Origin of the sequence: Citrobacter sp. Cpo091 (assembly GCF_030332645.1) — a bacterium.
GTDB classification, from domain to species: Bacteria; Pseudomonadota; Gammaproteobacteria; order Enterobacterales; family Enterobacteriaceae; genus Citrobacter; species Citrobacter portucalensis.
Genome location: NZ_JAOWHL010000040.1, coordinates 389,883 through 405,385, shown reverse-complemented (window position 1 = coordinate 405,385; position 15,503 = coordinate 389,883). Strand labels below are relative to the sequence as shown.

The 15,503-nt window shown below is 54.6% G+C and carries 14 protein-coding genes; 11 read left to right on the top strand and 3 right to left on the bottom strand.

Going from position 1 to position 15,503, the window contains the following annotated elements; genetic code table 11:
- Position 1 precedes the first annotated feature (1 nt).
- The 3 genes from fadI (at position 2) to sixA (ending at position 4,153) form a co-directional block, all read left to right on the top strand.
- Entirely contained in the window at positions 2-1,312 is a 1,311-nt protein-coding gene (gene fadI / locus OGY04_RS20820) for an acetyl-CoA C-acyltransferase FadI (RefSeq protein ID WP_167820167.1), read from the top strand.
- Complete coding sequence (fadJ, locus tag OGY04_RS20815) at positions 1,312-3,459, top strand: fatty acid oxidation complex subunit alpha FadJ (protein WP_167820166.1); 2,148 nt, start codon at positions 1,312-1,314, stop codon at positions 3,457-3,459. The genes fadI and fadJ overlap by 1 nt, the downstream gene beginning before the upstream one ends.
- 208 nt (positions 3,460-3,667) lie before the next feature.
- The gene (gene sixA / locus OGY04_RS20810) at positions 3,668-4,153 is read left to right on the top strand and encodes a phosphohistidine phosphatase SixA (protein ID WP_003028179.1); all 486 of its coding nucleotides are present in this window, start codon (positions 3,668-3,670) and stop codon (positions 4,151-4,153) included.
- 80 nt (positions 4,154-4,233) lie between these two features.
- Here the strand turns inward: sixA and smrB are convergent, their stop codons facing one another.
- Entirely contained in the window at positions 4,234-4,785 is a 552-nt protein-coding gene (smrB, locus tag OGY04_RS20805; protein ID WP_003839296.1) for an endonuclease SmrB, read from the bottom strand.
- A 166-nt stretch (positions 4,786-4,951) separates the two neighbouring features.
- Here smrB and prmB point away from each other — a divergent pair, with 166 nt between their 5' ends.
- The 6 genes from prmB to OGY04_RS20775 are packed head-to-tail and all read left to right on the top strand — an operon-like array spanning position 4,952 to position 9,502.
- On the top strand, positions 4,952-5,884 hold the full coding sequence (gene prmB / locus OGY04_RS20800) for a 50S ribosomal protein L3 N(5)-glutamine methyltransferase (protein ID WP_003028173.1): 933 nt from the start codon (positions 4,952-4,954) through the stop codon (positions 5,882-5,884).
- Positions 5,885-5,923: 39 nt separating this feature from the next.
- Positions 5,924-7,009 (top strand): chorismate synthase, encoded by a 1,086-nt coding sequence (aroC, locus tag OGY04_RS20795; protein ID WP_003834825.1) that lies wholly within the window; start codon positions 5,924-5,926, stop codon positions 7,007-7,009.
- Positions 7,010-7,012: 3 nt separating this feature from the next.
- Entirely contained in the window at positions 7,013-7,837 is an 825-nt protein-coding gene (mepA, locus tag OGY04_RS20790) for a penicillin-insensitive murein endopeptidase (protein WP_032944099.1), read from the top strand.
- Entirely contained in the window at positions 7,837-8,646 is an 810-nt protein-coding gene (locus OGY04_RS20785) for a sulfite exporter TauE/SafE family protein (RefSeq protein ID WP_003834821.1), read from the top strand. Before mepA ends, OGY04_RS20785 begins: the two co-directional genes overlap by 1 nt.
- Positions 8,646-9,194 (top strand): elongation factor P hydroxylase, encoded by a 549-nt coding sequence (locus OGY04_RS20780; RefSeq protein WP_008785365.1) that lies wholly within the window; start codon positions 8,646-8,648, stop codon positions 9,192-9,194. The genes OGY04_RS20785 and OGY04_RS20780 overlap by 1 nt, the downstream gene beginning before the upstream one ends.
- Before the next feature lie 32 nt (positions 9,195-9,226).
- Entirely contained in the window at positions 9,227-9,502 is a 276-nt protein-coding gene (locus OGY04_RS20775) for a YfcL family protein (protein WP_003028163.1), read from the top strand.
- 114 nt (positions 9,503-9,616) lie between these two features.
- On the opposite strand, the gene mnmC is transcribed toward OGY04_RS20775, so the two are convergent.
- Positions 9,617-11,617, bottom strand: a complete 2,001-nt coding sequence (gene mnmC, locus OGY04_RS20770) for a bifunctional tRNA (5-methylaminomethyl-2-thiouridine)(34)-methyltransferase MnmC2/FAD-dependent 5-carboxymethylaminomethyl-2-thiouridine(34) oxidoreductase MnmC1 (protein ID WP_286585974.1) — start codon at positions 11,615-11,617, stop codon at positions 9,617-9,619.
- Positions 11,618-11,776: 159 nt separating this feature from the next.
- Between mnmC and fabB the strand changes: the two genes are divergently transcribed.
- Both fabB and OGY04_RS20760 read left to right on the top strand, forming a co-directional pair.
- Positions 11,777-12,997, top strand: coding sequence for a beta-ketoacyl-ACP synthase I (gene fabB / locus OGY04_RS20765; RefSeq protein WP_048215847.1), 1,221 nt, complete (start codon positions 11,777-11,779; stop codon positions 12,995-12,997).
- A gap of 230 nt (positions 12,998-13,227) precedes the next feature.
- Positions 13,228-14,406: an MFS transporter gene (locus OGY04_RS20760; RefSeq protein ID WP_003834805.1), complete on the top strand. Its 1,179-nt coding sequence runs from the start codon at positions 13,228-13,230 to the stop codon at positions 14,404-14,406.
- On the opposite strand, the gene flk is transcribed toward OGY04_RS20760, so the two are convergent.
- Positions 14,403-15,404: a flagella biosynthesis regulator Flk gene (gene flk, locus OGY04_RS20755; RefSeq protein ID WP_008785362.1), complete on the bottom strand. Its 1,002-nt coding sequence runs from the start codon at positions 15,402-15,404 to the stop codon at positions 14,403-14,405. The two genes, OGY04_RS20760 and flk, sit on opposite strands and share 4 nt — an antisense overlap.
- Between the last annotated feature and the right edge of the window lie 99 nt (positions 15,405-15,503).

Below are 15,503 nucleotides of genomic sequence, written 5' to 3'. Positions count from 1 at the left end.
TATGAGTCAGGCTTTACCGCTGGTTACCCGCCAGGGCGACCGTATTGCCATTGTAAGTGGGTTGCGTACGCCATTTGCTCGTCAGGCTACCGCGTTTCATGGCATTCCCGCCGTTGATTTAGGAAAAATGGTCGTCGGTGAGCTGCTGGCGCGCAGCGAAATACCTGCTGATGTGATTGAGCAACTGGTTTTTGGTCAGGTGGTGCAAATGCCTGAAGCGCCAAATATTGCTCGTGAAATCGTGCTGGGAACCAGCATGAATGTGCATACGGATGCCTATAGCGTAAGCCGAGCCTGCGCGACCAGTTTTCAGGCAGTGGCGAATGTCGCGGAAAGCCTGATGGCGGGGTCTATTCGTGCGGGAATTGCGGGTGGTGCGGACTCCTCGTCAGTCTTGCCTATTGGCGTTAGTAAAAAGCTGGCGCGGGTGCTGGTGGATGTTAATAAGGCCCGGACTACCGGTCAACGCCTTAAACTCTTTTCCCGACTGCGTTTACGTGATCTGATGCCTGTGCCGCCAGCCGTCGCTGAGTATTCCACCGGTTTGCGTATGGGGGATACGGCTGAGCAAATGGCCAAAACCTATGGTATTACCCGAGAACAGCAGGACGCTCTGGCGCACCGCTCTCATCAGCGTGCCGCTCAGGCGTGGGCTGAAGGAAAGCTGGCAGATGAGGTAATGACTACCTACGCGCCACCGTTTAAAGATCCTTTTTCAGAAGATAACAATATTCGCGGTAACTCTACGCTGGCCGATTACGCCAAACTACGTCCGGCGTTTGACCGCAAGCACGGCACTGTCACCGCAGCAAACAGTACCCCGCTGACGGACGGTGCAGCCGCCGTGATCGTGATGACGGAGTCGCGTGCGAAAGAGTTGGGGCTGGTGCCGCTGGGATACCTGCGTAGTTTTGCTTTTACCGCCATCGATGTCTGGCAGGACATGCTGCTGGGACCTGCGTGGTCAACGCCGCTTGCCCTGGAGAGAGCGGGTCTGACCATGGCAGATTTAACGCTGATCGACATGCATGAAGCTTTTGCCGCACAAACGCTGGCGAATCTTCAGTTGTTGGGTAGCGAACGTTTTGCCCGCGACGTGCTGGGCAGAGCACATGCCACTGGCGAAGTTGATGACAGTAAATTTAACGTGCTGGGTGGATCGATTGCCTATGGACACCCCTTCGCCGCTACCGGTGCGCGCATGATTACCCAAACCCTCCATGAGTTACGACGTCGTGGCGGTGGTTTTGGTTTAGTGACCGCCTGTGCAGCTGGTGGTTTGGGTGCAGCCATGGTTCTGGAGGCGGAATAATGGAAATGGCATCGGCTTTTACACTAAACGTACGTCTGGATAACGTTGCTGTTGTCACCATTGATGTGCCCGGAGAGAAAATGAACACCCTGAAAGCGGAGTTTGCTTCTCAGGTACGGGCCATTCTGAAGCAAATCCGCGATAACAAAGCATTGCGCGGCGTGGTGTTTATTTCGGCTAAACCCGATAACTTCATTGCCGGGGCGGATATCAACATGATTGGTAGCTGTCGTAGCGCGCAGGAAGCCGAAACGCTGGCCCGTCAGGGGCAGCAGATGATGGCGGAAATTAATGCCTTGCCGATCCCGGTTATCGCCGCGATTCATGGCGCATGCCTCGGCGGTGGCCTGGAGATGGCGCTGGCGTGTCACAACCGTATTTGTACCGATGATGTTAAAACCGTACTGGGTTTACCGGAAGTACAGCTTGGCTTGTTGCCCGGCTCCGGTGGTACGCAGCGGCTGCCGCGCCTGATTGGCGTCAGTACCGCACTGGATATGATCCTCACCGGAAAACAATTACGCGCAAAACAGGCGCTGAAAGTTGGTTTAGTGGATGAAGTTGTACCGCATTCCATTTTGCTGGAAGCAGCCGTTGAACTGGCTAAAAAGGACAGTTCTGCGCATCGAACACTGCCCGTGAGAGAGCGAGTGTTGGCGGGGCCGCTGGGGCGGGCGCTGTTGTTCCGCATGGCCAGTAAAAAGACGGCGCAAAAAACGCAAGGTAACTACCCTGCAACAGAACGTATCCTTGAGGTCATCGAAACCGGGCTAGCGCAAGGCAGCAGTAGCGGTTACGACGCTGAGGCACGTGCGTTTGGTGAACTAGCGATGACATCCCAGTCTCAGGCGCTACGGCACATCTTTTTTGCCAACACCGATGTGAAAAAAGATCCCGGAAGTGATGCGAAACCTGGCCCGCTAAACAGCGTAGGTATTTTGGGCGGCGGTCTGATGGGCGGCGGTATTGCCTACGTGACGGCCTGTAAAGGCGGCTTGCCTGTGCGCATCAAAGATATAAACGCTAAGGGAATCAACCACGCGCTGAAGTACAGCTGGGATCAGCTTGAAACGAAGGTTCGCCGCCGTCATATCAAAGCCAGCGAACGCGATAAACAGCTGGCGCTGATTTCGGGAGCAATCGACTACCGTGGCTTTGCGCATCGCGATCTAATTATTGAGGCCGTGTTTGAAGATCTGTCGCTAAAACAACGGATGGTGGCAGAAGTTGAGCAAAATTGCGCACCTCATACCATTTTTGCTTCTAACACCTCATCTTTGCCCATTGGCGATATTGCTGCGAACGCTGCAAGGCCCGAACAAGTGATTGGTTTACACTTTTTTAGTCCGGTGGAAAAAATGCCGTTGGTCGAAGTGATCCCGCATGCCACGACCTCTGAGCAGACGATTGCAACTACCGTTAAGTTAGCGAAAAAACAGGGCAAAACGCCGATAGTGGTCAGAGATAAGGCCGGCTTTTACGTTAACCGCATTTTAGCGCCTTATATTAACGAAGCGATTCGTATGTTGACCGAAGGCGAGCGGGTCGAAACCATAGACGCCGCGCTGGTTAAGTTTGGTTTTCCAGTTGGGCCAATCCAACTTTTGGATGAGGTCGGAATTGATACGGGCACTAAAATTATACCAGTGCTTGAGGCTGCATATGGAGAACGTTTTAGCGCGCCTGCAAATGTTGTTGCTTCAATTTTGAATGACGATCGCAAAGGTAGAAAAAATGGTCGGGGTTTCTATCTTTATGGTGCGAAAGGGCGTAAAAGCAAAAAACAGGTCGACCCTGCAATTTATACGCTTATTGGCGTCCAGGGTCAGGGCCGACTTACCGCTGCGCAGATAGCAGAGCGGTGCGTTATGTTAATGCTCAATGAAGCAGCCCGTTGTTTCGACGAGAAGATAGTCCGCAGCGCACGTGATGGCGACATCGGCGCTGTATTTGGTATTGGTTTTCCGCCATTCCTCGGCGGCCCGTTCAGGTATATGGACTCTCTCGGCGCGGGTGAAGTGGTTGCGGTTCTGCAACGGCTGACCACGCAATACGGCTCGCGGTTTACACCGTGTGAGCAGTTATTGCAGATGGCGGAACGCAGTGAAAGATTCTGGAATATTGGGGAAACTGACCTGAATTCATGAGGTCAAAGGTAGGATGAATCCGCACTGAATGTATGGGTCGCGCTCAAAATGTAAACAGAGATTGACTATACTTACGCCGTTGAGGTAAAAAACAGCGTTTCATTCGGTGAATGGATAAGGCACAATGCCGGCCACCATATCGTTACCACAGCCAATAGGGGCTGTGAATAAAGGTAGTGGTGATTCTGGTTAACAAAAGCGGTGCAATATGCAAGTTTTTATCATGCGTCACGGCGACGCGGCCCTCGATGCCGCCAGTGATTCGGTTCGTCCCTTAACCTCTTGTGGTTGTGACGAATCTCGCCTGATGGCGAACTGGCTGAAAGGTCAAAAAGTGGATATCGAACGTGTTCTGGTGAGCCCGTTCCTACGAGCCGAACAAACGCTGGATGTGGTGGGGGAATGTATGAACCTGCCAACCGGTGTGGATGTTTTGCCGGAGCTGACTCCCTGCGGCGATGTCGGTCTGGTCAGCGCCTATTTACAGGCTCTGGCCAATGAAGGTATCGCCACGGCACTGGTTATCTCTCACTTGCCTTTAGTGGGATATCTGGTGTCTGAGCTTTGCCCGGGCGAAACACCGCCGATGTTTACCACATCAGCGATTGCCAGCGTTACGCTTGATGAGAGCGGGAAGGGGACTTTTAACTGGCAGATGAGCCCGTGTAACCTGAAAATGGCAAAAGCGATTTAAAAAGTCTGGAATCGGATAAGGCGCAGCCGCCACCCGGAAAATCAAAGAGCCGCAAATGCGGCTCTTTTTGTTTTTTTGCATCACGGAAGTTCGGGCGGTAGCCACTCTTCCACTTCAATCAGCACCAGCAGCGCGGCGTCGCCACCGTACTCTTTCGGTGCCTGATGAAAGGCCATTACGTGCGGATGCTGGGCCAGCCAGAGCGGCGTCTGCTGTTTCAGAATATGTTTTCCGTGGCCATGCATCACGCAGGCACAAAACACATGCTCACGGCGACAGGCGGCAATCAGCGCGCCTAACTCTTGTTTGGCCTGTTGCTGGGTCAGCCCATGCAGATCGAGAAACAGCTCCGGAGAGTAATCGCCACGGCGCATTTTCTTCAGTTCGAAATGGCTGACGTCGGCGCGCAGGTATCTTACCGGACCGTCCGTATTCAGCAGCGGCTGAAACTCATCCGAGAAATAGTGGCTGGCATCAGCCTGCTCCTGTAGCAGTCTTTTAACCGGAACCTCGGCAATTTTTTTACGTGGAGGTCGGTGAACGATGGTGTCCTGTTTAATTTTACGCGTGCCGGTCATCAGCTGGCGAAACAGCGTCTGATCCTCCTCGCTGAGCGATGTTTTCTTTTTCATTCGAGAGTCTCAACTTTTATTTTCCGTTAGTTTAACCCGACTCGGCGGGCATCCGATCGCTTAAAACGCAATTTTCGCGTTCAGGCCCCGTGTGAATGCTGATTTATCGCCGTCTTCGTGGCAAACTAGCCGCCGAAATTAATACGAGCATGCCCTGGAGGAATACGTGGATAAAATTTTCGTCGATGAAGCAGTGAGTGAACTGCATACCATTCAGGACATGTTGCGTTGGGCGGTCAGCCGTTTTAGCGCGGCGAACATCTGGTATGGCCATGGCACGGATAACCCATGGGACGAGGCCGTACAACTGGTGCTGCCGTCACTTTATTTGCCGTTGGATATTCCAGAAGATATGCGTACCGCGCGTCTGACCTCCAGCGAGCGTCATCGTATTGTTGAACGCGTGATTCGCCGCGTCAACGAGCGCATTCCGGTTGCTTATCTGACCAACAAAGCCTGGTTCTGCGGGCATGAGTTTTATGTTGATGAACGCGTGCTGGTTCCGCGTTCACCGATTGGCGAGCTTATCAATAACCGCTTTGCGGGCCTTATTAATGAGCAACCGCAGCATATCCTCGATATGTGTACTGGCAGCGGCTGTATTGCCATTGCCTGCGCGTATGCTTTCCCGGAAGCCGAAGTCGATGCGGTGGATATTTCCACTGACGCGCTGGCGGTGACCGAACACAACATTGAAGAGCACGGCCTGATCCATCACGTAACGCCGATCCGCTCCGATCTGTTCCGCGATCTGCTGAAAGTCCAGTATGACCTGATTGTGACCAACCCGCCGTATGTCGATGCGGAAGATATGTCCGATCTGCCAAACGAATATCGTCACGAACCTGAGCTGGGTCTGGCGTCCGGCAGCGATGGGCTGAAACTTACCCGCCGCATTCTGGGGAACGCCCCGGACTACCTGTCAGATAACGGTATTCTGATTTGTGAAGTCGGAAACAGCATGGTACATCTGATAGAGCAATATCCGGATGTACCGTTCACCTGGCTGGAGTTCGACAACGGAGGTGACGGCGTATTCATGCTGACCAAAGAGCAGTTAGTTGCTGCTCGCGAGCACTTCAGCATTTATAAAGACTAATTACACGCGCACATACACAACACGCATAACGGAGCCGTGATGGCAGGAAACACAATTGGGCAACTCTTTCGCGTAACCACTTTCGGCGAATCACACGGGCTGGCGCTCGGTTGTATTGTCGATGGTGTTCCGCCGGGCATTTCTCTGACAGAAGCTGACCTGCAGCACGATCTCGACAGACGCCGTCCGGGCACATCGCGCTACACTACGCAGCGTCGTGAGCCGGATCAGGTGAAAATCCTCTCCGGGGTGTTCGAGGGCGTTACCACAGGCACCAGCATTGGCCTGCTGATCGAAAATACCGATCAGCGTTCACAGGATTACGGCGCGATTAAGGACGTTTTTCGTCCGGGACACGCCGACTATACCTATGAGCAAAAATATGGCCTGCGCGACTACCGTGGCGGCGGACGTTCATCCGCACGTGAAACGGCGATGCGCGTGGCGGCCGGAGCTATAGCCAAAAAATATCTGGCGGAAAAATTCGGCGTTGAGATCCGCGGCTGCCTGACGCAGATGGGTGATATTCCGCTGGAGATCAAAGACTGGTCCCAGGTGGAACTTAACCCGTTCTTTTGCCCCGACCCGGATAAACTCGAAGCGCTGGACGAACTGATGCGCGGGCTGAAGAAAGAAGGTGACTCAATCGGAGCGAAGGTGACCGTTGTTGCACGCGGTGTACCTGCGGGTCTCGGCGAACCTGTATTCGACCGCCTGGATGCCGACATCGCCCATGCGCTGATGAGCATTAACGCCGTTAAGGGCGTTGAGATTGGCGATGGATTTGACGTTGTTGCGCTGCGCGGCAGTCAGAACCGTGACGAAATCACCAAAGAAGGTTTCCAGAGTAACCATGCGGGCGGCATTCTGGGCGGGATCAGCAGCGGGCAGCAAATCATTGCTCATATGGCGCTGAAACCGACGTCCAGTATTACCGTTCCTGGGCGCACTATTAACCGCTTTGGAGAAGAAGTCGAAATGATCACTAAAGGTCGCCACGATCCGTGCGTAGGGATCCGCGCCGTACCGATCGCCGAGGCGATGCTGGCGATCGTATTGATGGATCACCTGCTGCGTCAGCGGGCGCAAAATGCGGACGTGAAGACCGATATTCCACGCTGGTAAGAGATGAAAAAAACGGCACTTGCGGCGCTGGCTCTGTTTGCCAGTACCGCCTGTCTGGCGGCGACGCCCTGGCAGAAAATTACCCATCCGGTTGCAGGAAGTGCGCAGTCTATCGGCGCGTTTTCCAATGGCTGTATTGTTGGCGCAGATACGCTGCCTGTCCAGTCAGAACACTATCAGGTGATGCGCACCGATCAGCGTCGTTACTTTGGCCATCCGGATCTGGTGAGGTTTATCCAGCGTCTGAGTTATCAGGCCAATAGTCAGGGACTGGGCACGGTGTTAATCGGCGATATGGGGATGCCGGCCGGTGGGCGTTTCAATGGCGGTCACGCCAGCCACCAGACGGGACTGGATGTGGATATTTTCCTGCAACTGCCGAAAACGCGCTGGACCCAGTCGCAACTGCTGCGGCCGCAGGCGTTAGATCTGGTCTCACAGGATGGCAAACGTGTTGTGCCGTCACTGTGGAAACCGGAGATTTTCAGCCTGATCAGGCTGGCTGCAAAAGATAATGAAGTAACGCGTATTTTCGTGAATCCGGCGATTAAGCAACAACTTTGTCTGGATGCAGGGACCGACAGGGACTGGTTGCGTAAAGTGCGGCCGTGGTTCCAGCATCGTGCGCATATGCACGTGCGGTTACGTTGCCCTGCCGACAGCCTTGAGTGCGAAGATCAACCGTTACCGCCACCGGGTGACGGCTGTGGCGCAGAGCTGCAAAGCTGGTTCGAACCTCCAAAACCTGGAACCACCAAGCCTGAGAAGAAGACACCGCCGCCGTTGCCGCCTTCCTGCCAGGCGCTACTGGACGAGCATGTACTCTAATGGATCATTTTGCCTCTCTGTTTATGGTGTCGCCACTGCTGTTAGGTGTGCTTTTTTTTGTGGCGATGCTGGCAGGTTTTATTGATTCTCTGGCCGGAGGTGGTGGTCTACTCACCATCCCGGCATTGATGGCGGCCGGGATGCCACCTGCGCAAGCGCTGGCAACCAATAAGCTGCAAGCCTGCGGGGGATCTATCTCTTCCTCCCTCTATTTTATTCGTCGTGGTGTGGTTAATCTGGCGGATCAGAAGCTCAATATCTTCATGACCTTTATCGGCTCAATGAGTGGCGCGCTGTTGGTTCAGCACGTGCAGTCAGATGTTCTGCGCCAGATCCTGCCAGTATTGGTTATCTGTATTGGCCTTTACTTTCTGTTGATGCCGAAAATCGGGGAAGAGGACCGACAGCGCCGACTGCACGGTTTGCCTTTCGCGCTGGTGGCCGGGGGCTGCGTCGGCTTTTACGATGGCTTTTTTGGTCCGGCGGCAGGGTCATTCTACGCGCTGGCCTTTGTCATGCTGTGCGGATACAACCTGGCGAAATCGACGGCCCACGCCAAAGTATTAAATGCCACATCGAATATCGGTGGGTTGTTGCTGTTTGCCCTCGGCGGCAAAGTGATTTGGGCGACAGGTTTTGTGATGCTCATTGGCCAGTTTATTGGCGCACGGATGGGCTCTCGACTGGTACTCAGCAAAGGACAAAAACTCATTCGGCCAATGATCGTTATTGTCTCCGCCGTGATGAGCGCCAAGCTACTTTATGATAATCATGGACAGGAGATTCTCCACTGGCTGGGGATGAACTAATGAATAATACGCATCACTACGAACAGTTAATTGAGATTTTTAACGGCTGCTTTGCCGATGAATTTAATACCCGTCTGATTAAAGGCGACGACGAACCGATCTATCTTCCAGCGGATACGGAATTACCGTATCACCGTATCGTTTTTGCGCATGGTTATTACGCCAGTGCGTTACACGAAATTTCACACTGGTGCATCGCCGGTAAAGCCCGTCGTGAACTGGTCGATTTCGGTTACTGGTACTGCCCGGACGGACGCGACGCGAAGACACAATGCCAGTTTGAAGATGTGGAAGTGAAGCCGCAGGCGTTTGACTGGTTGTTTTGCATGGCGGCGGGCTACCCGTTTAACGTCAGTTGCGACAATCTGGAAGGGGACTTTGAACCGGATCGCGTGGTATTCCAGCGCCGTGTTCATGCTCAGGTGATGGAGTACCTGGAAAAGGGGATCCCTGAACGTCCGGCGCGTTTCATTAACGCGTTACAGAATTATTATCACACGCCTGAACTTACGGCGGAACAATTCCCGTGGCCCGAAGCGCTCAACTGAAGCCGCTGCCACGTTTACAATGAGGAAATAAGATGATCGCGGAGTTTGAATCACGCATTCTGGCATTAATCGACGATATGGTAGAGCACGCCAGCGATGATGAGTTGTTTGCCAGTGGCTATTTGCGTGGGCACCTGACGCTGGCTGTGGCTGAGCTGGATGCTGGCGAGGACCATTCCGCTGAGGCATTGTACGCCAATGTGACCAGCAGCCTGGAAAAAGCCATCAGCGCAGGCGAACTCTCGCCGCGTGACCAGGCGTTAGTGAAAGAGATGTGGGACACACTGTTCCAGAAGGCAACGCAATAATAATAGCAGTGGATTGTGCCGGATGGCGACGCGAAGGCGTCTTATCCGGCCTACGCGGACGGGGGTTGTAGGCCTGATAAGCGTAGCGCCATCAGGCAATGGCGAGATGGTATCTTATTTCACCGCTTTACCCTTCAATAACTTCCTCACCCACAGACGATTCGGATTCAGCGCTGCCAGCGTGCTGGCATCCATGGGTATAGGTTCATCGCTCATTTGCGATGCCAGAATTTCTGCACACAGCGGGGCAGTACACAGCCCGCGCGAGCCCAGTGCACCTAACATAAATAAATCGGAATACACCGGGGCGTTTACGGCGTGCTCTTTGTCTTCGGCAAGAGTGGCATACTGGCTGAGCGTGGCGTCATAATCCGCGACGTTGCCGACCATTGGCATGTGATCGCGCGTGGCACAGCGCACTCCACAACGGGCGGCATTGCCACTAACGTCTACTTCTTTTGCCCACGAGGCATTCGGGAAACAATCTATTAAGCGCTGACGGTTTTGCTGCTGATCGTCCGCGCGATACACCGTTTCTTCACTTCCGCGATGATAGCTGGCGCCAATGCAGTGCTGCTGGTTTTGCGGGTTGTGCGGCGTGAGGTAGCCGTCATAGCACAGCACCTGACGCAGCGCTGAAAGCGAAGGCGTGGTAGGAATGTGACTCACCTGACCGCCTACGGAGTAGACCGGTAGCGACTGCGTCTGCTCAACGCCGTTAATGCGATGCCCGTTAGCCAGAACCACCGCAGCGTGAGTGGCGGTTTCGCCACTGGCAAACGTCAATTGCCAGTGTTCTGTCTGCCGAGACAGCGAGGCCAGCGTATGTTGATACCGGGTGCGTAATCCCAGCGTTGCGGCGTAGTCGAATACGGCGGCGGTTAATTGTGCCGGACACAGCCATCCTCCGGCAGGGTACTGAATCCCGCCGCATCCGGTTTCTACGCCTGTTGTCTGTAAAACCTGCTCTGCATCAACCCCGACGGCGAGGGCATCGGGCAGTTCAAGGGACAGCATTTGGTCGATTTTTTGCTGACTTTTTTCATCCCAGGCCAGTTGTGTCACGCCGCACCAGTCATGCGCGAACGCAACCGGAAGGGCGTCATACAGTCGACGAGCGAAGGTAAACGCGGTGGGGAAAAAGAGATTAATGGCCGCGTCATGCTTGCTGAGTAGCGGATAAAGCGCGCCCTGGCGATTGCCGGAGGCACCCCCGGCTGGATTATCGTCGGCGCAATAGAGTGTGACCTGCCAACCGCGACGCAGTAACGCCAACGACAGCAATGCGCTGGCAATCCCCCCGCCAATAATGGCGGCTTCGCGTTTATCTGTTCCGGAACGTGTAAACCAGGGAGCCGATGAAGGGAGCGTCAGCGTCTGTTCCATTACGCCACAGAGCATTTCACGTTTGCGACCAAAGCCTTTGCATTTTTGCATCGTAAACCCGGCTTCCTGCAACCCCCGACGCACAAAGCCCGCTGAGGTGAAGGTCGCCAGCGTACCGCCCGGACGAGCCAGACGGGCCATTGCGTTAAACAGCGTTGGCGTCCACATATCCGGATTTTTTGCCGGTGCGAAACCGTCCAGAAACCAGGCGTCCACTTTTTGATTCAGGGAGTCATCGAGCTTACTGGTCAGTTCGTTAATATCGCCAAACCACAGATCCAGCGTGACGCGTCCTTCATCAAGGAGCAGGCGATGGCATCCCGCCAACGGCAGCGGCCATTGCTCTTGCAGCGCCGTGGCCCACGGGGCAAGTTCTGGCCAGTGCTGATGGGCTAAGGTGAGATCTTCACGTGTTAGCGGATATTTTTCAAAACTGATGAAATGTAATCTTTCCAGGGTAGCTTCAGGATGGGTATCGCGAAAATCGGTAAATGCCTGCCAGAGCGTCAGGAAGTTAAGTCCGGTGCCAAACCCGCTTTCTGCCACCACGAAGAGGGGACGTGAATGCGCAGGGAATCGCTGGGCGAGATGATTCCCGCCGAGAAAGACGTAACGTGTCTCTTCCAGCCCGTTATCGTTAGAAAAATAGACATCGTCAAAATCTCGGGAAACAGGTGTACCCTCAGCGTTGAATTCAAGGTTTGCAGGTTGTATAGCGTATTGTTTCACGTAAGTTACTCGTCTGGCAGGCTGTGCCCCGATCTTAGCGATGAGTGCCTGGCTGCGCAAATTTCCACATTAAATGGCTGATCGGACTTGTTCGGCGTACAAGTGTACGCTATTGTGCCACTCGAAACTTTAAAATAGTGCGACTTACAGAGGTATTGAATGAAACGTGCAGTGATTACTGGCTTGGGCATCGTTTCCAGCATCGGTAATAACCAGCAGGAAGTCCTGGCATCTCTGCGTGAAGGACGTTCAGGGATCACTTTCTCTCAGGAGCTGAAGGACTCCGGCATGCGTAGCCACGTTTGGGGCAACGTAAAACTGGATACCACTGGCCTCATTGACCGCAAAGTAGTGCGCTTTATGAGCGACGCATCCATCTATGCATTCCTTTCTATGGAACAGGCAGTGGCTGATGCCGGCCTTGCAGCAGAAGATTACCAGAACAACCCGCGCGTTGGCCTGATTGCAGGTTCCGGCGGCGGTTCCCCGCGTTTTCAGGTGTTCGGTGCTGACGCAATGCGTAGCCCGCGTGGTCTGAAAGCGGTTGGCCCGTATGTGGTCACCAAAGCGATGGCGTCCGGCGTTTCTGCCTGCCTCGCAACGCCGTTCAAAATCCACGGCGTAAACTACTCTATCAGCTCTGCCTGTGCGACATCTGCGCACTGTATCGGTAACGCGGTAGAACAAATTCAGCTGGGCAAACAGGACATCGTTTTTGCTGGCGGCGGCGAAGAGCTGTGCTGGGAAATGGCGTGTGAATTCGACGCCATGGGCGCGCTGTCTACCAAATACAACGATGCGCCGGAAAAAGCTTCCCGTACCTATGACGCAAACCGTGACGGTTTCGTTATTGCAGGCGGCGGCGGTATGGTCGTGGTTGAAGAGCTGGAACACGCGCTGGCACGTGGCGCGCATATCTACGCGGAAATCGTCGGTTATGGCGCAACGTCCGATGGCGCAGACATGGTTGCTCCGTCTGGTGAAGGCGCAGTACGTTGCATGCAAATGGCGATGCACGGTGTAGACACCCCGATCGACTACCTGAACTCTCACGGTACCTCTACCCCGGTAGGCGACGTGAAAGAGCTGGGGGCAATTCGTGAAGTGTTTGGCGACAACAGCCCGGCAATCTCTGCGACTAAAGCCATGACCGGCCACTCCCTGGGCGCAGCTGGCGTACAGGAAGCTATCTACTCTCTGCTGATGCTGGAACACGGCTTTATCGCGCCGAGCATCAACATTGAAGAGTTGGATGAGCAGGCGGCAGGTCTGAACATCGTGACTAAACCGACCGAGCAGGCGCTGACTACTGTGATGTCCAACAGCTTCGGCTTTGGCGGCACTAACGCTACGCTGGTTATGCGTAAGCTGAAAGCATAAGACAGTGTGCCGGATCTTATATCCGGCTCATGCTGTACAGTAAAGGGAGCCGTCAGGCTCCCTTTTTTATATCGTTGACAATCGATCGGGTTTACAGGCAGACTCCAGCTTCAACATTATCCTCTTGATAATGCGTAAGCGTTTAACGTTATCCAACGCACCTTAATCCTGATAGTCAGGTAGAGGGGGCGTGGACATTCCTCGCCTTACTCTGCATTTTGGAGTAACGCATGACAGCTGTAACCCAACAAGAAAAAACACCTTCGGCGAACTTTTCGCTGTTTCGTATCGCTTTTGCAGTTTTCCTGACCTATATGACGGTCGGTCTCCCTTTGCCCGTGATTCCTCTGTTTGTGCATCAGGAACTGGGCTATGGCAATACCATGGTCGGTATCGCCGTAGGCGTACAGTTTCTGGCAACGGTATTAACGCGCGGCTACGCCGGGCGCTTAGCCGATCAATATGGTGCTAAACGCTCGGCGCTACAGGGGATGTTTGCCTGTGGGCTGGCGGGCGCGGCGTGGCTTTTAGCCGCGCTATTACCTGTTTCTGTCCCTGTAAAATTTGCGTTGTTAATCGTCGGGCGTTTGATCCTCGGTTTTGGCGAAAGCCAACTGCTCACCGGTACGCTGACCTGGGGGTTGGGGCTGGTCGGTCCAACACGCTCCGGTAAGGTGATGTCGTGGAACGGAATGGCAATTTACGGCGCGCTGGCCGCCGGTGCACCGTTGGGCCTGTTGATCCACAGCCACTTTGGCTTCGCGGCGCTGGCGGGAACGACGATGGTATTACCGTTGCTGGCATGGGCATTCAACGGCACCGTGCGCAAAGTGCCTGCGCATGCAGGAGAACGTCCTTCTTTATGGAGCGTAGTCGGGCTTATATGGAAACCGGGCCTGGGCCTGGCGCTGCAGGGCGTTGGCTTTGCGGTGATCGGTACATTTATTTCACTCTATTTTGTCAGCAACGGCTGGACGATGGCGGGGTTCACCCTGACTGCGTTTGGTGGGGCGTTTGTGCTGATGCGCATTCTGTTTGGCTGGATGCCGGACCGTTTCGGCGGCGTGAAGGTTGCCGTTGTCTCTTTGCTGGTGGAAACAGCGGGGCTGATTTTGCTGTGGCAGGCCCCATCGGCCTGGATTGCGCTGCTCGGGGCGGCATTAACCGGGGCCGGGTGTTCGCTTATCTTCCCGGCATTGGGCGTCGAAGTGGTGAAGCGAGTGCCCGCGCAGGTTCGCGGTACGGCGCTGGGCGGTTACGCCGCGTTTCAGGATATCTCCTACGGTATAAGCGGTCCGGTCGCCGGGGTGCTGGCCACCGCGTACGGTTATCCCTCAGTGTTCCTTGCCGGGGCGATATCCGCCGTGGTGGGGATTATTGTAACGTTGCTTACGCTGCGTAAAGGTTAAGCGACCAGCCAGAAAATGGCTAACGCAATTATCAACGCAACAAACAGCAGTCCCGGTCGTGCCGACAGAGATTTAACCGTTTCAATCATCGGCGCGAACGGGCTGTAAATGGGCTGCAGATGACGCGGCTCGCTGAGCTCACGTTCTCGTTCCACGCGACGCAGGAAAATTTGATTGAGCAAGTCCTGCACCTGCACCGTGGTCAGAATCGATTGTGGTTGGATCTGATACGTTTGCTGTGCGTATTCTTTTATCGCTGTCAGCTCATTCGGCTCTAATGGCAGCTTCAGCGCCGCCTGGAGCGTTTGTAGCGTCGGTGCGCTTTGCAGGCTGAGCGTCTGGCGCGCCTGCAGCCAGGTGACCAGGTGCGTAAACTGTTTGGCAGGGATCAGCTCACCGCTTTTTACGCCAGACAACTCCAGCATCGACTGCCAGATCATCTTCCCGGATTCTCCCGTGGCCGCCGCCAGTTTGGTAACTAACTGGTTCAGCGTATTGTGCTCTGCGGGGAGCAAAGGGCGATCGGTAGCCGGGCGCTGCTGCGGCTGCGGTATCGACAGCTGTCCTTGTTGCAGCAGCGTGAGCACGTTCTTCAACTGCTCAGGCGTGAGCTGGCTGAGCGCCGTTTGCCCATACTGCTGACGGATAAAATCACTCACCGCCTGGCGATTATTTCCCTGGCTCAGTAATTCAGTGAGCTGCGAAAGCACCTGACGATTAACATGATTTTGCTGAGCAACCCCCAGTCGTTGGTTAAGGTTTTGCTCAGCGGCAGGAAAGTGACGTGATTGCAGCGGCGTATCACTTTTGACGCCCAGATCGTGCTTCATTCCGGCCCACACCTCAGCGCTTTGCTGCTGGGTGAGTGAAATCAAACGGGTAATTAGCCGTTCCAGCACAGTACGTTGTTGCGTGGATAGCGGTTGTTCACCCGCAGCGGAAGGGGCATTTTGGCCTTCGCCGGGAGGGCGTGCGGGCGTACCTGAAATGGGCTGCATCATCTCTGTTCCTTAAATCTGTGCTGACCAGGTCTCGCAGTATGCCTGGCGGCGAGATTATGGCACACTTGCCCGGTTAACTCTCGTTCTCAAACAGGT